Annotated in this window: 15 protein-coding genes and 1 riboswitch; of the genes, 1 reads left to right on the forward strand and 14 read right to left on the reverse strand. The window is 38.2% G+C overall.

Going from position 1 to position 18,549, the window contains the following annotated elements; translation table 11 throughout:
• Positions 1 to 2 precede the first annotated feature (2 nt).
• The 10 genes from cbiD to RT261_RS18685 are packed head-to-tail and all read right to left on the reverse strand — an operon-like array spanning position 3 to position 8,753.
• Complete coding sequence (cbiD, locus tag RT261_RS18640; protein WP_313134626.1) at positions 3 to 1,124, reverse strand: cobalt-precorrin-5B (C(1))-methyltransferase CbiD; 1,122 nt, start codon at positions 1,122 to 1,124, stop codon at positions 3 to 5.
• A 2-nt stretch (positions 1,125 to 1,126) separates the two neighbouring features.
• Positions 1,127 to 1,762: a precorrin-8X methylmutase gene (locus tag RT261_RS18645; protein WP_313134627.1), complete on the reverse strand. Its 636-nt coding sequence runs from the start codon at positions 1,760 to 1,762 to the stop codon at positions 1,127 to 1,129.
• A 17-nt stretch (positions 1,763 to 1,779) separates the two neighbouring features.
• Positions 1,780 to 2,835: a pyridoxal phosphate-dependent aminotransferase gene (locus RT261_RS18650; RefSeq protein WP_313134628.1), complete on the reverse strand. Its 1,056-nt coding sequence runs from the start codon at positions 2,833 to 2,835 to the stop codon at positions 1,780 to 1,782.
• 9 nt (positions 2,836 to 2,844) lie between these two features.
• Entirely contained in the window at positions 2,845 to 3,834 is a 990-nt protein-coding gene (gene cbiB / locus RT261_RS18655) for an adenosylcobinamide-phosphate synthase CbiB (protein ID WP_313134629.1), read from the reverse strand.
• A gap of 11 nt (positions 3,835 to 3,845) precedes the next feature.
• Positions 3,846 to 4,463 carry a histidine phosphatase family protein gene (locus RT261_RS18660; protein ID WP_313134630.1) on the reverse strand — a complete coding sequence of 206 codons (618 nt, stop codon included), beginning with the start codon at positions 4,461 to 4,463 and terminating at the stop codon, positions 3,846 to 3,848.
• Complete coding sequence (locus tag RT261_RS18665; RefSeq protein ID WP_313134631.1) at positions 4,436 to 4,819, reverse strand: bifunctional adenosylcobinamide kinase/adenosylcobinamide-phosphate guanylyltransferase; 384 nt, start codon at positions 4,817 to 4,819, stop codon at positions 4,436 to 4,438. The genes RT261_RS18660 and RT261_RS18665 overlap by 28 nt, the downstream gene beginning before the upstream one ends.
• A 57-nt stretch (positions 4,820 to 4,876) precedes the next feature.
• A complete protein-coding gene (locus RT261_RS18670; protein WP_313134632.1) occupies positions 4,877 to 5,653 on the reverse strand; it encodes an adenosylcobinamide-GDP ribazoletransferase in 777 nt (258 codons plus the stop codon).
• Positions 5,646 to 6,206 carry a bifunctional adenosylcobinamide kinase/adenosylcobinamide-phosphate guanylyltransferase gene (locus tag RT261_RS18675; RefSeq protein WP_313134633.1) on the reverse strand — a complete coding sequence of 187 codons (561 nt, stop codon included), beginning with the start codon at positions 6,204 to 6,206 and terminating at the stop codon, positions 5,646 to 5,648. Before RT261_RS18675 ends, RT261_RS18670 begins: the two co-directional genes overlap by 8 nt.
• 2 nt (positions 6,207 to 6,208) lie before the next feature.
• The gene (gene cobT, locus RT261_RS18680; protein ID WP_313134634.1) at positions 6,209 to 7,252 is read right to left on the reverse strand and encodes a nicotinate-nucleotide--dimethylbenzimidazole phosphoribosyltransferase; all 1,044 of its coding nucleotides are present in this window, start codon (positions 7,250 to 7,252) and stop codon (positions 6,209 to 6,211) included.
• Positions 7,236 to 8,753, reverse strand: coding sequence for a cobyric acid synthase (locus tag RT261_RS18685; RefSeq protein ID WP_313134635.1), 1,518 nt, complete (start codon positions 8,751 to 8,753; stop codon positions 7,236 to 7,238). Before RT261_RS18685 ends, cobT begins: the two co-directional genes overlap by 17 nt.
• Positions 8,754 to 8,843: 90 nt before the next feature.
• Positions 8,844 to 9,033, reverse strand: a riboswitch (cobalamin riboswitch).
• 243 nt (positions 9,034 to 9,276) lie between these two features.
• On the opposite strand from RT261_RS18685, the gene RT261_RS18690 reads away from it, so the two are divergent.
• The gene (locus RT261_RS18690) at positions 9,277 to 10,692 is read left to right on the forward strand and encodes a DUF512 domain-containing protein (RefSeq protein WP_313134636.1); all 1,416 of its coding nucleotides are present in this window, start codon (positions 9,277 to 9,279) and stop codon (positions 10,690 to 10,692) included.
• Positions 10,693 to 10,880: 188 nt separating this feature from the next.
• On the opposite strand, the gene RT261_RS18695 is transcribed toward RT261_RS18690, so the two are convergent.
• The 4 genes from RT261_RS18695 to RT261_RS18710 form a co-directional block, all read right to left on the reverse strand.
• Positions 10,881 to 12,824 carry a vWA domain-containing protein gene (locus RT261_RS18695; RefSeq protein WP_313134637.1) on the reverse strand — a complete coding sequence of 648 codons (1,944 nt, stop codon included), beginning with the start codon at positions 12,822 to 12,824 and terminating at the stop codon, positions 10,881 to 10,883.
• Between the two features lie 12 nt (positions 12,825 to 12,836).
• Positions 12,837 to 14,075: a hypothetical protein gene (locus tag RT261_RS18700; RefSeq protein ID WP_313134638.1), complete on the reverse strand. Its 1,239-nt coding sequence runs from the start codon at positions 14,073 to 14,075 to the stop codon at positions 12,837 to 12,839.
• Positions 14,076 to 14,151: 76 nt separating this feature from the next.
• The gene (locus RT261_RS18705; RefSeq protein WP_313134639.1) at positions 14,152 to 16,287 is read right to left on the reverse strand and encodes a hypothetical protein; all 2,136 of its coding nucleotides are present in this window, start codon (positions 16,285 to 16,287) and stop codon (positions 14,152 to 14,154) included.
• Positions 16,288 to 16,460: 173 nt separating this feature from the next.
• Positions 16,461 to 18,254: an oleate hydratase gene (locus RT261_RS18710; RefSeq protein ID WP_313134640.1), complete on the reverse strand. Its 1,794-nt coding sequence runs from the start codon at positions 18,252 to 18,254 to the stop codon at positions 16,461 to 16,463.
• Positions 18,255 to 18,549 lie beyond the last annotated feature (295 nt).

Below are 18,549 nucleotides of genomic sequence, written 5' to 3' on the forward strand. Positions count from 1 at the left end.
AGTTACCCAGCCACCTCCTTAATTTTTTGCAATAGTTCTTCTGCGCCCTTACTTTTAGCCAGTTCTCCAAATTCATTGGAGTACATGATACATTCTATACGAAGCCTTCCAGCTCCACGCCTATTCAGGTAGTAACATGCTTTTTCCATAATAATTTCCATGGTATCCGCAATTTTTCCATACTCTTTCAATATTCGGACTGCTTCCTCCGTAGAGACACTGTTAAGAATATCCTTTGCAGCTTTTAAGGGTATTCCGGCCTGAATTCCCGCTGCTGTCATAAGCTCCATCCGGCAGTCACCCTCTTTAGAATGGGTATTCAACATTCCCCCGGAGAGCTTAACCAATTTGCCTATATGTCCGGTTAGGAGCATTTCCTCAAATCCTGCCTCCGCTGCCATATCTATAACATCACCGATAAAATTGCTGCATTTTACACTTCTATCCAGATCATATTGATAAGTATCCTTCATGAAAGCCTGCCCATAATTTCCTGGTGCCACAGCAATGGTTTTTCGCCCCTCTTCTTTCTTTACATTCAGTTCCACCCGGATGGTGTCCAAAAGTGCCTGACTGCTCATGGGCTCCACAATACCGGTGGTGCCAAGAATAGATATGCCTCCGGTAATTCCAAGCTTGGGATTAAAGGTTTTCTCCCCAAGGAGTTCTCCATCCGGAACTGATATCACCACCTGAATTCCTCCATGGTAGTCCGTAAGCCCACAGATTTCTTCAATCTCCTTTATAATCATTTCCCGGGGAACATGGTTAATGGCTGCATTTCCAACCGGCTGATCCAGACCTCTCTTAGTGACCCTTCCAACTCCAGGGCCACCATCAATCAGAATTCTGCTGCCTTTCCGATCTGATTTTTCTCCGGTCAAAGAAACTTCGGCAAAAATTAATGCTCCGGTAGTGACATCCGGATCATCTCCGCCATCCTTTCTTACTGCACAACTGACCCTGAATTCCTCTCTGGTAATTTCTTCGATTCTTGCATCAAAGGGAATTCCCTTCGGGGTATCAATCGTTATTGTCTTTTTCTCTTTTCCAGTTAACAGCATGTAGGCTGCTGCTTTTGCCGCAGCTGCCGCACAGCTTCCAGTTGTAAAGCCATATCTCATAGCTATCTCCCCAGTTCATAAAGAATGGCATTGCAAATTGCTGCCGCCACATTACTTCCACCTTTTCTTCCGCGGTTTACAATATAAGGAATATCTGTCTTTAATATTAATTCTTTGGCTGCCTCCACGTTGACAAAGCCAACCGGAACACCAATAATAAATGCCGGCCGGAAGGTTCCACTTTCTATCATTTCATATAGCTGAATCAAAGCAGTGGGTGCATTCCCAACGACAAATATCAGCGGTTTTTCTATCCTGGACGCCCACTCCATACTAACAGCCGCTCTGGTTGTCCGGCGCTCCTTTGCCTGATCCGCAACTTCTTTCTCTGCCATAAAGCAATGGATACTGCCTCCGAAGCGTGCTAAAACAGTCTTATTAATGCCTGCCATTGCCATATTGGTATCTGTTACGATATCCGCACCTTCTTTAATCAGCTGTTTTGCCTTCTCAACAGCTCCTTCAGAAAACACAAGAGTATCTGCATATTCAAAATCCGCGCTGGTATGGATAACACGCTTGATGACCATTTCCTGCTCCGGCGGCAGCAAAAGATTCTTCTCCTTAAGCTCCTTGGATATTATCTCAAAACTTCTCTTTTCTATCTCCTCCGGAAGTACAAATTCAATATTATGCATCTTTAAACTTTCTCCTTTTAAAGTCTTTGAAAGATTGAAGTTCTTTCAAGTATCTCTCTGATTGCTTCTATTAACACCACATTCTCCCAATGCTTTTTAACAGCAATCCGGTAATATCCTCTTTTCAACCCTCTGAAATTACTGCAATCCCGAATCAATATCTCTTTCTTAAGCAGTTCATCATATAATTGCAGATCTGTTTTTATTAACAGATAATCTGCTTCCGATGGATATACCTTAATTCCCAGCTGTTCCAACTGTTCCTTAAGATATTTCCTTTCTGCCTCCACCACCTGAATACTTTCCTCTACATAGTCCTTTTCCAAACAGGCCGCAATCCCGGCTGCCTGAGCAAAAACAGACAGGTTCCATTCCGGCAGGTGTTTTTCTATTCTTTCCCTTAATTCTTTATCACCACAGAACAAATATCCCAGTCTTACTCCCGGTATTGCATATATTTTGGTAAATGCACTGACAACTATCACATTTGGATAGGTTGTTAATTTATTCTTATACGTATGCTGTTCTTCCTTTCCTGAAAATCCAAGAAAGCACTCATCAAGGACAATAAGTATGTGCTTCTTCTTACATTCCTCTGCAATTTGTGCCAACAACACACTATCTATCAAGTTTCCTACCGGATTATTGGGATTAGCAAGAAAAAGCAGGTCCGTTTCCTCCGTAAGATATTCCATAATCCCTTCATCAAGGGTATAACCCTTCTCTTCTTTCATCTCATAGAAAAGCACTTCCCCGTCAAAAGACATCACGGCTCTTTCATAACCATAAAAGGAAGGAACCGGTATCACAATTCTCCCAGGATTCACGGTATGTACAATTGCTAAGAACAATTCTGATGCCCCATTCCCAAGTAAGATATGCTCCTTGTGAACTCCCATTCTTTCAGCCAAACTTTCTGTCAGTCTTTCCCCTCTAATATCCGGATATTGTTCGCAATTCTCTACCGCCCCTAACAGGGCCTTCCTTACGGCGTCGGGCATCCCAAGAGGATTGATATTTACTGAAAAATCTATATTTACTTTGTTGCGATATATGTCACCACCGTGAAGCATTTCTTCCTCCTAACTAATGATCCAAATCTGTATAAGTCCCATGCAAAGCAGACAAATTCCCTGACAAAGCCCTGCGGTAATATAAAGCAGACGATTTGCGCGTACAATGTCTTCAAATTCAACCGTCCTTAAGGCGTCTCCAATATAAGGCTTTTGTACAATCTTTCCAAAATAACTGTTATCTCCGGCAAGACGTATTCCTAAAGCTCCGGCGCATACCGCTTCCGTATGGGCAGAGTTTGGACTGGCATGATTTTTTCTGTCACGCTTATAGATTTGCCATGCATGTTTCCCACTATATTCTTTCCCTGCAAAGGAGCAGGCAGTTATCATAAGTACTGCGCTGATTCTTGCAGGAAGGAAGTTAATTACATCATCCAGTTTAGCCGCTGGCCTTCCAAAATAAAGATATCTGTCATTCTTATATCCCACCATTGAATCCATGGTATTAACTGCCTTATAGAAAAAACCAAGAACCGGCCCGCCAATTGCCAGACAAAGCATCGGTGCAATAATACCATCTGAGGTATTCTCCGCAACTGTCTCAATAGCAGCTTTTGCTACACCGATTTCATCCAGTACTTGAGTATCTCGTCCCACAATCATGGAAACTGCTTTTCTCGCACCTGGCAGATCCCCTTCCTTCAACTTTACATATACCTTCATACTCTCTAACTTTAAGCACTTTGTAGCCAGCATCTGATATGACATAATACTTTCCACCGCCAAACCTAGTAAAGGGGTCACTTTATATGCAAAGTATAATATAATAGCCGTCACGCTTATGGTAATTACCAACACCAGAACCGTAAGTAGAATTCCTTTTCTGAATTCTTTCTTATAATCTCGTTCCTTCTCCCTGATATCTCCTAATAGCATTTTGTCCAGACCTGCTATTAAATTTCCAATCAACCGGATTGGATGAGGAAGCCAGTACGGATCTCCAAATAACAAGTCCAAAATAAATCCGATAAAAAAACCTGCAATATGATAAATCATCGATCATTCCTCTATAACTTCCGTATTATTTCCATCCTCAGTTCCCTGCTGCTTCTAATTAGGGTACACTCATACCCTTCTCCGTTCTTACACTGGTAATTAAAATAGTCTCCTCCGCAGTAAGCGCTTAACAGCGCCATAATGCTGCCCCCATGTACTATAGCTGCTGCTGTAAGGGGTACTTCTCTTTCCCTTCCTTCCAGTAAACCAAGCAGTTTATTTAAACCTTCTTTACACCTGAACTGAAATTCTTCCCTGCTTTCCCCCTCCGGAAAGGGCAATACTCCATTGCTGTCTATCCAGGCCTGATATTGTTCGTCTTCTTTTAATTCCTCATAATTCTTGCCTTCGAAACGGCCAAAATCCATCTCTCTCCATTCCTCTATCAAAATAGGATTTCCGCAGTTATAGATAAGCTCTGCGGTCTGGATACAGCGTTTCATGGGACTTGAAAATACAAGCTCTCTCTTAGGATATTTTCCTGCCATTTTATTAGTAATTAGCTTTTCTTTCCCCGTCACCGACAGTTCCTCATCTGTTCTTCCTAGGTATCTGCCAAAAGAGTTGGAGGCTGTCTCTCCATGCCGTATTAGTATCAGATTTATTTTAGTCTCTGACCGATTCCACATATGATCCTCTCCACCTTTTCTGCCTTTTCTGCCAGTGTACAAAGAATTCTTCCAAGACGCTCCCTATATTCTCTTTCCTCTGCTTCCATGGGAACAATACCATTTCCTACCTCATCACTGATAATTATTAACCGGGGAAATGTAAGTAACATTCTTTCTATCTCCTTCTGGGGGTCTTTTCCTTCCCTTAACCGGTTTCTTACGAACAGTTGGAAGTGATTGAGAATTCTTACATCTCCGTGGTAAGAATCGTCAAAGGTTGAAGCGCCATCGAAAACCATATCCGAAGAAATTCCTGTCTGCTTCATTACATAGCTTAATTTTCCCTGAGCGTACCCGCCTATATATAATTCCATGTTCTTTTCCTTCCATCGTTCCAATTATGAATTTTATTTATTTTCATCCCTTTGTTCTTAAACCAATCCTGCCAAAGAGCAGACCGCAACGATTACCACAATAATTCCTTCACATAGAGTAACAAAATATCCGGAAGTATCCCCGGTAATCCCGCCAAATTCCTTATAGCAGTGGTAACGGTAGTAACCAAAGACTGACAGTGCCCCGGCAATTACTCCAATTCCTGCCCATAAAGACAAAATTATCAGTACAACGATGCATAGTAAAAGCTGGACATAAAGAGATATCTTCACAATCTTCTCATGGGCTTTGCTGGAGAACAAATACAGCAATCCTTCCTTTTTTGCGTTTTTGAAAGTTACCACACCAATCCCGCATAAGGTACGGGAGAGAAAAAAGCCGATACTCACCACCCCTATTGCCCTGAGACTGTTAATTTCAGAATAAGCTCCCACATACACCAGATAATAGAGAACCAGCTGTATCACAGAAAATGCACCTATATGGGGATCCTTTAATATTTCTAACTTTCTTTCCCGGCTTTGGTAGGAATGAAAGGCATCCATAGAGTCCATAAAGCCATCCACATGAAAGCCTCCTGTAATCAGAAGTGGTATTGCGGTTCCTACCGTTGCATATAGTACTCTTCCTATTGGCAGACTATGGCAAAGCATTCCCCACAATATTGTCACAAACCCAATTACAGCACCCACCCATGGAAAAAAGCAAAGAACATATTTCATGTCCTGGTCTTTCCATTCAAGCTGGGGAACCGGTATTTTGGAATACATTGAAAATGCTATTATAAATGGTCTGATTAATGATCTAATCATGGTTGGTCATGTCCCCCTTTACCGGAACTGGAATGCCTGCCACAACTTCTGTTACTACATCCGCCATGGCTGCCAATTGTGTATTAATTCTTCCCAGCGCTTCTATATAACTCTTTGTTGCAGCTTCATAATCAATACCATCTTCAAACACATTATTGGTAACAATAACTAGGTCACTTGTTTCTTGTGTAAGGATATATATATCTTTACAGATTTTATCAACAACATCTTCCACTGCTTGCACTTCCTCCAACGAAAACATCTCATTTGCTGCAAGGTTTGACATACACTCAAGCAAAACTATTCTATTGCCCTTTTTCATATACGCCAGAGCTTCCATTACATTAACCGGTTGTTCAATAGTTTCAAAACCTTTTCCTGCTCTTAGTATCCGGTGCCGTTCTACCTTTTTTGTACCTTCCTCACCGTATACCTTCATGGTAGCAACATAATATAATGCCGGGTTATCTCCCTTACCGGCCAGGGAAACTGCTATTTTCTCTGCATGGGCAGATTTTCCGCTGCCGCTGCCTCCTGTAATTAATACAAACATAGTTATTTACCTATCCTATTGATATCTTCAAAAGTAACACGGTTATCATATAAGGAAAGTGCCACATCCAGCAATGAAAACATCATCACCGCTCCGGTGCCTTCTCCTAATGCCATCTCAGCATCAATTACCGGATGTAATTCAAGTTCCTTCATAATTTTTACTGCAGCAGGTTCTTTACTCATATGGGAGGGGATAATATAGTCCTTAACTCCCGGAAGGAGTCGTTCCGCTGTTAGTGCTGCGACTCCACTGATCACGCCGTCCATAACCACCGGGATATGGTGAATTGCTCCGCCAATAAAAACACCTGTCAGCCCGGCAATATCATATCCTCCAACGGTTGCCAGAATACGAAGAGCTTCACTCTTTTGAAAGTTATATTGATCCAGTACCTCTTTAATAACTTCCACTTTGTGATCCAAGCCTTCTTTCGTAAGTCCTGCTCCATTTCCTGTAACGTCCTCTACCCTGCATTGCAGCAGCGCCGCTGTCATTGCACTGCTTGTTGTGGTGTTGCCAATCCCCATTTCTCCCGTTGCAAGAAGGTTATAACCTTCTTTTTTACATTCTGCAGCCATTGCAATTCCAGTTTCTATTGCCTTCAGGGCATCTTCCTGGGACATAGCCGGTTCTTTTTTAAAATTCCTGGTTCCATGTGCAATATTACGCTGTATCATACCCGGTATTTCATCTTCCCGATTGATTCCAATGTCTACCGGCAGTATATCCGCTCCGGCTACCTTTGCCATTTTGCAGACAGAAGTATCCCCCATGACCATACTGGAGGCTATAATTGTCGTCATCTCCTGTCCATATTGTGTCACTCCCTCTTCCACAATTCCATTGTCTGCGCACATTACTATTACTGCTTTTTTTGAAATATCAATATGAGTGGAGCCTGTTATGGCCCCAATTTGTGAAAAAATCCTTTCAAACTGGCCAAGTCCCTTTATGGGTTTTGCAATTCCATCCCAGATTTCTTTTACCTTTTCCCTTATTTCCTCATCCGGTTTGTCAATATATAAGTTAGATAATTCTTTCATAATCTCCTCCATTTAAAACACTGTATATTCCATCCACATCCAAATGTTTTCTTAAAGTATCCGCAAGTTTGTCATATTGGGTTTCTTTAAAGCTTTTATAATCCATCATCAGACCACTTTCCAGAGTAAGTCCTTTTCTTTTTGCAAGTCCATTCACTATAACGGAGGCGATGGTTCCTTCATCAAAGATGCCGTGCACATACGTACCATAGATATTTTCTGCGGCAATTCCATCTTCCTTGCCTTGACCATCCAATGTATTTGTCAGACTACATAAGGGCAGGCAGTCTTGTTCCCTCCTGCTGCTCCCCATATGAATCTCATAACCCTGTAATCTCATGCCGGATAATCCGGATAGTACTCCGGATACCTTTCCAAAGCTTCCTTCTACCTGAGTTCGAACCTTTTCTTTCTCCAATACCGTTTCCATTGAAAATAACTCCATTCCACGGATTGATCCTCCCTCCTCTATAGAATGGGGATCTGATATTGTACTTCCTAGCATCTGATAACCGCCACAGATCCCAAATATAACGCAGCTGCCTTTTTGCTTTTTCACTGCTGCTTCCAGTCCATTCTGCCGCATCCATTTTAAATCTCCCATAGTATTCTTACTGCCAGGCAGAATAATCATATCTGGATGATGCAGCTGAGTGATAGAATCCACATACCTTACAGATACTCCTTCAATCTGCTCAAAAACAGAGAAGTCACTAAAGTTTGAGATTCTGGGAAATCTTATAATGGCAATATCTATCTGTGCTTCCTCTTTTTTATCAAATCGGTTGGTAAGGCTATCCTCATCTTCTACAGATATATTCATATACGGAATTACTCCAATTACCGGAATTCCACCTTTATCCTCAAGCATTGTAATTCCGGGATCCAAAATGGATTGATCCCCTCTGAATTTATTAATAATAAGTCCCTTTACCCGAGCCTTTTCACAATCTTCCAAAAGCATCAGGGTACCAAGAAGCTGGGCAAAGACACCCCCTCTGTCAATATCCCCTACTAAAAGCACCGGCGCATTAAGCATTGCTGCCAGTCCCATATTTACAATATCATTTTCCTTTAAATTGATTTCCGCCGGACTTCCCGCGCCTTCAATAACAATAATATCTGCCCGCTTCTCCAGTTCTTCATAAGCTTTTTTAATATCCGGCACCAATTTCTTTTTAAAGGCAAAGTAATCCTTCGCATTCATATTCCCTATTACTTCACCATTAACGATTACCTGAGATCCGATATCATTAGTAGGTTTTAATAATATGGGATTCATTAATACCGAAGGCTTTATTCCCGCTGCCTCCGCCTGCATTACCTGAGCTCTTCCCATTTCCAAGCCTTCCTCTGTAATATAGGAATTTAAGGCCATATTCTGAGATTTAAAAGGAGCAACCCGGTAACCATCCTGCTTAAATATTCTGCATAAACCTGCTACAAGCAAGCTCTTACCTGCATTCGACATAGTTCCCTGAACCATAATTACTTTTGCCATAAAAAAACCTCCATTGCCACTAAGGCATGGAGGTATAAATATAGACATCAAAAAAACGTCTCATTCATTCCAGACCAGTTTCTCGTGGCTGTAGTAGCTTCATCTAAGGCAGGTCTCCTGGCTGAAAGATCATCATTAACGGCAGTCTTCCCGATTAATATCAGTGACATATTTGCCGCAACTCCCTTATCACAGTGACGAGTTCGTACAGGATTTGCACCTGTTTCCCTTTTCATTAGAACCAATATAGAATTCTAACACCTTAAATGTATTGTATTTTTAATAACTGTATTGTATCACAAAAATAATTCTTCTGCCAACTTTTTTGTCCTCATCTTTCGTCAATAGAATCCAGAATTGGCGCATGTTGTCATTTACAATCATATGGTGTATGTGTATAATAATCATGCAGTTAGAAATAAATGTTCATTATAAATGAAGATAGGCCTGTTACTTGGGAAAATCTTGTGTATAATTATTAATAATTCCAGTACTGGTATAGATTATAGAAAGAGGTCACAAAATGAAGAAGAAATCCAAAGGTCACCTGATAAAAACGGTGCTGCCTAATTCCATTGGTGAAGAAATGGGCATAGAGCCCGGTGACTATCTTGTTGCTATCAATGAGGAAGAAATTGATGATGTATTTGATTATCAATATCTTATTAAAGATGAATATATCGAAGTTCTTATCAGAAAAGTCTCTGGTGAAGAATGGGTTCTTGAAATAGATAAGGAATACGACGAGGATCTGGGCATTGACTTTGAGAACGGTCTTATGAGCGATTACCGTTCCTGTCATAATAAATGTATTTTCTGTTTTATTGATCAGATGCCAAAAGGGATGCGGGAAACTCTTTATTTCAAGGATGATGACTCAAGACTTTCTTTCCTTCAAGGCAACTATATCACCTTGACTAATATGTCTGAAAAAGATATCAACAGGATAATACGTTTTAATCTGGCTCCAATTAATATATCCGTTCAGACTACTAATCCTGAGCTTCGCTGCAAGATGCTTAACAACCGTTTTGCAGGAGATGCCCTTAAAAACTTGGACAAACTATATGAAGGTTGTATAGAAATGAATGGCCAGATTGTTTTATGTAAAAATGTTAATGATGGCCCGGAACTTAAAAGATCTATCAACGACCTATCCAAATACCTGCCATTTATGAGGAGTGTATCCGTAGTACCTGCCGGGATAACCAAATACCGTAAGGGTCTTTTTCCTCTCGAATTATTTACTAAAGAAGAAGCTGGTGCAGTAATTGACCTGATTGAAAGTTATCAGCAGGGGCTTTATGATAAATTCGGGCTGCATTTCATTCATGCCAGTGATGAGTTTTACATCATTGCTGAACGGGAATTCCCAGAGGAAGAATTTTATGATGGCTATATACAGTTAGAAAATGGTGTAGGTATGATGAGACTGTTTATAAATGAATTTCATGAGGCATTGAATAAAGTTATTGCATCTGAAGAATACAACAGTTTAAAACTGTCTCTCCACAGAAACATTACAATCGCAACCGGAAAGCTTGCATATAAGACCATGCTCTCCTTTTCAGAGGAAATAATGGAGGCCTTTCCAAATATAAAGATAAATGTAGTTTGTATAAAGAACCATTTCTTTGGTGAAACAATTACCGTGGCAGGACTAATTACAGGGCAGGACCTTATTAAGCAATTAAAGGAGCAAAAGGATAAAGGAACTGATTTAGGTACCAGCCTTCTTATTCCATCCAGCATGCTAAGAACCGGTGAGAATGTTTTCCTTGATGATATCACCGCAGAAGAAGTTGAAAAAGAACTTAAAATAAAGCTTGTCCCAATAGAATCCGGCGGACATGGATTTATCAATTCCGTATTAAATAATGATTATCAAATGAAAAGAAATAATGAGAATTTTGTATATATCAAGGCATATGAGGAATAATACTCTCATTATTCAGTTGTTTTTCACCCTTTACGTTAAAAAGAGATTGTGATTTTGGAATATTATGCAGGGTTTTTCAGCTTAATTACCCGATATAAAAATCCCAGATATGCAGTCAAGGCAAGGATTTAGGCCTTTATTACATATTTGGGATTTTGTCCAGGTTTACATAACCATCAATTTAGCAACTATCTATTAAAGATAGTCTTCATATTTTTGCCTACTGCTTTTAACAATTCTTTAGGCAGCTTCTCTACTTGCTCACCAATCATGACTCCATGTGGCTGTTTGTATCCTTCATTCCATACAAAATTAAAGACTTTTTCGTTTGTTTCATTATTTTTTCCTATTTGGAATCCATAGACTTCTACATGTTTCGATAATAATTCTTTCACCGCTTCTTTTGCAGTACCTGGAAAGCTTGATGCACCGTCTGTAATTTCAAAAACTATTTTTATTTGTTTTCCTTTTTTCAGTTCACTTTCCTGTATAGAACTTATGCTATTAGATATTTCCCTAAGACAGCTTGCATCATCTGTTGCTCCGTCAGTAGCATCCAGCTTTACAATAGAACGGATAATATCACTTTTTTCTTTTTCCTTGGCATTTTTATCGTTAAATCCTTTTACATTATAATACTTATTTCCAAAAAACCAGGTCTCACTTAAAACTTCTACTTTTTGATTCAATTGTTCTGCATTACTTTTCAAATACCCATTAAAATCATCTATTGACAATAAGGTCACCGCCAAAGCTTTTCTTGCAGCTTCAATCTTTGACGCATTCATGGAGCCTGAATTATCTATTACAAAAGATATCTCTATTCTTTCAGGAAGTACATCTGCCTGAGTCTCCAATAAATATCTATTAAAAATGGGAAGATTTTTGTAATTTCCCTTTTTTTCAGCTTCTACAAAATCCGGATAAGAATTAATAAGGCTGTCAATATCAAGTTTACCCTTTACTTGACCATCTTTTTTTACGCTTATTTCTTTTTTTGCGTCCCCTATTAACTTTCTCCAAAATCGACGCATTTGTTCTCTTTCCGGTTTCATTTTATTTGAATAAAATTGAAACAATTCCTGATCTGATTGGCTAATTCCGTAAGCCTCTAAATTTACCTTACCTTGCAGCGTATTTTCTATGTTCTCACTTATTTGGTCTTGCTGATCCAGCATCTCTTCTAAAATTTTCTCCACTTCTTCCCGGGTGGATTCCAGTGAATCTGGTATTTCCTCTTCCTCCGACGGCTCAAAGGAGTTTTTGTTGCCTTTGACCTGTTCTTCTTTTTGCCCCTTTGATTCATCAAGCACCATTTCATTAATTTCTTGTTTCCACAATTCCTCAAAAACCGGGAAAATAAAAGAACGAATGAATGGATCTCTTTCTATAATACCTTGATTATCATTTATCTGTCTCACGAATTGATTATGAATATAATCCCCAAAAGACTGATTGAATATCTTTTTATCAAAAGGATTCTTAACACCTGCTTCCATTTCAGGCTTTGTTTTATATAATTCAAGTACAATAAAACTGTTTGCAAAAGCCCTATGTTTCGGCATTTGTGAAATTGACTCCATGGTCTTACCTGTTTGTTTCATATAATAAACAATCTTTTTAAAATTTTCTTCATCTCTGTATATAGGACACAACTGTAAAACTCTTAAAAATGCTGTCTGTTTATCCAATAGATGCAGCAAATCAAGAATTTCTTTTCTTACATAATTAGAAATAACTTTTGGCTGGTATGCCGGGTCATTTTCCAACCCTTCTTCTTTTATTCTGGCTAAAATATAGCTTGTCATGTGATCAATTTCTTTCTGCCAGTCTTTTCTTCTATTCCGGTATTTTATGGCATGTTTTCTCCAGTCAGGATATAAAGCCAGCTCATAATAGATATGCCACATCATTTGATTTTCATCTAATTTTCTATCTAAAAAACTCTCCAGGGGTAAATATAAAACTCCTTTAGAAGGGTCTAATAAAAATCTTTGAAGTTTTGACTCCGGAATATACATCAACCCGGAATCTCCGGTAAATGTGACTAATGAGCGTTGTTCCTTTTGTAAAAATTCTTCACAGTGTTTTTTTGATTCCTTAATTAGCGCCTGTTCATCAATTTCAAACATACTCATCCCCTCCTAGTGGTATAGTGGCAGATTCCACAAGTCATTTGGTGTATTAATCCGGTCAATGTATAATAGATTTAATTTACCCTCTATATCCATGAGTAAATATTTTGATATATCTAATTTAAAGATATTTGTAAAAAAGACATTTTTGATGGTTGCCGCTTCATTTAGATACCAGTCTCCAAAATTCTCTTCAAGTAAGTATAGGATTCCATCTTCACTTAAAATCACAGCTGTGCCTTTTTCGGATTGAGCCTCAAACAAATTACCCTTCAATTCCTCCCAGCCTATTGCTATATCTGCAGAATTTCCATTTAAAGAAAGTATTTTAAGTTGACCCTTATTGCCTGTCACAATGAGAAAACTCATACTTTCATTTTCATCTTCTAAACATCTGATTTGCCTTATTTCATCATTCAGCAAATCCATTTTTTCTATAATAGTGAATTGCCTATTCTCATATTTGATAAGATATAATTGCCCTGTCCTTGTTCCAACTGCAAAATAATTCTCATTTATCTTTCCTAAAGTGGTCCAATCTGGAATCGTACATTCTACATCTTTATGAAAGATTAAACGATATACCTCATTTTCTTTTATTATTTCTAATAAGTTTAATACTTCATCTCCGCTTTCTGCCACAAATAGCCCATCTCCAATTGCATAACACCTGCCGAATTCATTGAAATCATGATCTGTTTGGATTCTTTTTACTTTAATTTCTCCGTTAACATCAGGCAGCTGGGCAAAATTATCGCTTGAAAGGACATAACCTCCCCCTCTGACTCCCAAAAGTAAAATTTCTTTGCTATTCAATTGATATAGGAAGGAAATTGTCTCTTTTATTTCTTTAATAGGCGGACTCCATTCTCCTGCCATTTGGTTATGGTCAGAAGGCTCCTCTACCGTATTTATATAGAAAAACTGAACTTTCCTATTTATACTGCTTGTAATAAAAAGATTTTTATTAATTCGTAACGCAGTTTTTAAAAAGCTATCGAAGCCAAAGGATCCAATTTGTTTTATGGGGCTTATCTTGGTTGAGGTCTTCCTGATATCATTTGCGTAAACCCGGTAATAAGGAACTAATCCTGTCAATAAATCCTCTTCTGTTTGTAAAAGCTTTTCTAATTCTTCTTCAAAGCCCTCCTCCAAAATTCCAGTTTCTTGACATGCATTTAACTTTTCTCTCAGCTTTTTAACTTGATTCTTAAACTCTGTTCCGTCTACTGACAAATTTATTTTCATTTTTACACCCATTGTATTGTGGCAACCTTTCTTTCAATATTTTCCTTCAAACTTCTGAATATGGGCTGTCACAACTTCACGCTTTCCTATTACCTTCCATATATTCAAGAATGTCTTTTGAATGTTCTAAATGAGATAATTTTTGATCTAATTTTTGATATTTCTTCCCATCCACTTGCAAGGAATCATCCATGTCTGTTTCAAAAGCTTCTTTTAGTTCCTCCGGCAAAGCTTTTCTTATAGTCCCTTTTCCAAAAATCAGATGAATTACATCTAAATAGCTTAAAGTTTCTGTTAATGGGCGTACATAGTGATATGGACGAGTACGAATTTCGTCATATGTTGTGGTTGCTTCTCCTATGCCTTTTGTCTCAATATTCCATCCTTCCCCTGCCGGGAAGAATCCAAAGCGCACCGCCTGTGAGAGAATATAATTCTGGTCATCGGGATAAGTGATCGAACTAATAAAGCCATCCCACAATGCCTTACTTAAATCCTTTTCTTCCCCTCGATTCCAATTATCTAAAACGTGTAAAATATTACGAATGGATAGCACAGATTCCCTAAGCTCTAATTCTTCCGTTCCAAAATCTTTTTGTGCTTCGTCTCCTTTCCATTTTCCCATAAAAACATTTTGAGTAACCCTGCATAATTGAGAAAACCGGAACAATTCTTCTAATGTCCTTTTTGAATCCGGAATATGAATATTTCCATTCTCATCCGCCAGCTGTGCAACTATAATTCTAAAAAGTTCATTTTTCTCAGGGAATTCCTGTTCTTCTAAGGAACCAATTGTCTTTTGAGATACATAATTGTACTCAATGGTTACAAAACGTGATTTAAATGCCGGATTTAGCTCATTAGTGCCTTCATAATTCACCATTTGGCTTGACAGGTTTCCTGTGCCAATAAATCCGAATCCGGGTTTAATCAAAACAGGACCAACTCCAGTAATATAAGCTGTGTTGCCTGCATGGCGCTGCAAAATATCATTTAAAGCAATCAGGTTTTGCATGGCAATGGTATTTAATTCATCTACAATGACAGGGCGGCCTTCTTTTACTGCAATTAAAATTTCCCGCTCTATTTTTTTGACTTCCGTACCGAAAGCACTGTTACTTGCTACCAATAAATCAGAAAAACTCTTCCATATTTGAATCTTAAGCTGTAGCTGCTCTTCGTCCGTCATCTGTTCCAGTCTGGTTTTGTGTTCGTCCATCCATTTATAGAAATCTCCTATAATCATGTTCAGATAGTTGGAATAGGAACCTTTTGAGAAACTGTGTTTTAAAGATAATGTTTTCTCTACGAACATGTCTTCATATGTTAAATTATGAGAACCGGATATAAACAACGGCTGTAAGGATTCTATTTCCTTTTTGCTTCCACCTGTGAAAACATTCTTATAATATAGCTTTCTTTCTTCATAAAATTCTCTGAATTTTTCAACCGCATCTTTTTCCGTGGCATTTGGATTGACAGAAAACCACTCTTCCATTTTGCCTTCTAATTCTCTCTGCATTCTGTTTTGAATCGTAAAATCCACAGCTGCTTCTGTTGCTAATTGTGTTTTTCCACTGCCCAGATGTCCTACAATATATACCGGCACTCCTAAATTCAACGAATCTATTACTTTTTGTTTTGCTTTAACTACATAGGGGACAGTTACCAATCGCTGCTGATTTCCGGTTTCTATATCCCTTAATAATTGACGTCTATAATAAAACTCCCACGCTTCCGGAGAATTCTCCAGAATCATATCCAATTCTTTTTCCAGTTCTTTTATGCGGTCCACCCGGTATCTGGTAGCTGAACTGCTGCCATAACGACTGTAGTTACTTTCACGATTGACTCTTCTTTCCCATTGAAGAAAGAACTTTTCATATTCTATTAAATTTTCAATTTCTTGAATCTTTTTCCCCTTGTTTGTTGTTTCTTTTTCTACATATGCTTTATATTTTTCGTAATGCATATTATCTTTTTTAGAATCAGGAGTGATTTTTTCATTCTTTTCTTCGAACTTTCGAATCTCGAATTTTCGAGTTTCGAATTTTCGAAAGGCTTTAAAAAACGCCCCTTGTTCTTCAATCATTTTATCATTTTCCCGTTCCGATGATTTTAAGGCTTCTCTCCGTAAATCATCTTCATACCAATTTTGCATTTCTCCTATAGTAGGAATATAAGCCTGTTCTAGATTTGTTTGCTCAATCACAGAAGTTTCCTCCCTTATATGATGTAATTTACCCAAAGGCTATACAATACTTATCATCCAGAGAAACCTGGAGATTAGAATTGTATAGCCGCCGGATAAATTAAAATCCCGATTTTTTTGAAATTCGGGATTTTAATTATATTAACTAATTTTAAATAGTATTAAATGTGTTATTAAATAACTCCATATTCTTTCAATAAATCTTCAATTTCTGTTCCTGCTAATTGTTTTAAAATTTTACGTTTAGCTAATGGTGGTATATCTAGTTTTGGCTTTTCTCCATCTAATAAACAGGTACCTGCATTTAATAAGTAGCGGATATCATATTTGGATGAGAATACTTCAGGAACTCCTTTTTCAACTCCAGTTAAGACATATACCGCTTCCATAGCTGTACGTCCTGAATATTCAATCGTAAATACAGTATCACGACCCGGATCATCTAAGGTTTCAGCAAATTGTCCTAGGAAAGCAAAGTTTACTCCATTCTTAGGTACAACATAAGGACGGTCACCAAATTCACGAGGCATAAATTGAGATGTAATAAATGGCATCATAACAGGAATTGCACTACAAGATTCTGCTAATTCTTCAATTTCATTTGCAGGAACACCTATATGATATAACCATTCTTTTGTAATTTCCTTACCGGTACAATCTCTCATAGATTTTTTAATATAATCTCCAGGAACGTCAGAGAACAAGCCATATACCCAAACGACAACGTCTTTTTCAGGCTGTCCGCAATATTGTTCCTGACGGTTTATTGTCCAGCTCATCAGCCAGGAAGAGTCAAGTGCTGTAACAATACCACCGGTTACAGTCCGTCCACCATAAGGGGAACGTTTTGTAATCTTTTCAATATACTTAGGAACACGTTCATCATGACAAGTTACGGTACAAGATTCCCAGTTAGATTTTTCTGTATCTGTACAGAATTTATCCGGACGTCCAAATTCATCAGATTGTGCTGCTATATTTCTCCACAGCTTCCAGCATCCTTCCGGTTCTCTATTAAATGGTGCAGGGGTATTATCATCACCATATCCGGAACCTTCTGTCATAGAACCGTTGGTGATAAATACTAAGTCATTTTCTGTTAAGTCAATGGAAATATCTTTTCCAGTTTTATCTTTTGCAACAATTTTCTTTGCAATCTTCTTGTCAGCTGAAATTTCAAACTCAACATTATCAACAGTAACTCCATATTCAAATTTAGCACCATGATCCTCTAAGTATTTAACCATTGGTTTTACAAAGGAAGTGTATTGGTCATGGCGTGAAAATTGTAATGCAGAAAGATTTGCTAATCCTCCAACATGATGGATGAAACGAGTCATATATAATTTCATCTCTAAAGCACTATGCCAATTCTCAAAAGCGAACATGGTTCTCCAGTATGTCCAGAAATCCGTATTTAAAAGCTCATCAGAGAATATATCTTCGATTGTCTTGTTTTGAAGGTCTTCGTCTTTCATGGTTGTAAAAGCAGCTAATTCTTTTGCAAGATCCTGGCCTAAATTAAATTTGCCATTGTCATAACGTACACCTTGGTTTTTAGTAATACGACAATTACTAAAGTTCGGATCATCATAATTTGTATAATAGAAATGATCTAATACACTCATATTTGGATCTTCTGTAGAAGGTAATGAACTAAACAGGCTCCATAAAACCTCAAAATGATGACCCATTTCACGACCACCACGCGCTACATAACCCAAATTCTGACGAACTTCACCGTCCAAAGATCCACCGGGAATATCTAATTGCTCTAAGAAAGTTATTTTGCTGCCATCCATGTGAGCATCACGGATTAGAAAACATCCTGCTGCCAAAGCACCAATACCGGTACCGATTAAATAAGCTTTTTTGTCATCAATTCCTTTTGGTTTTCTCGCATTTACCAAAGCATGATATGATCCGTTTGTAAGTGTAAGCCTATCATCATGTGTCTTTAATTTCATATTAAAATCCTCCCTTTCGTATCAAACTAAGCACAAACAGTAATGAAAGTGTCTAGCATGTTTTTTTGTTATGCACTTATAATATAGTGTTTTTTAAACTTTTTCATTAGATAAAAGAACTGCGGTGTTCGAATTTTGAACACCGCAGTCAATTTGCCTAGTTTTTAGGCATTGTGGTTAAATTGTCTGATAAAGAAGGAATGCAGGGGCTGTGAGAGTAAGTACCTTTAGGGTGCAAAAATTATGTCCTTTGAACCTAATTGTACCTTGATGGCAGTATAATGTTGTCCTTTTG

This window comes from Anaerocolumna sp. (genome assembly GCF_032079385.1).
GTDB lineage: Bacteria > Bacillota > Clostridia > Lachnospirales > Lachnospiraceae > Anaerocolumna.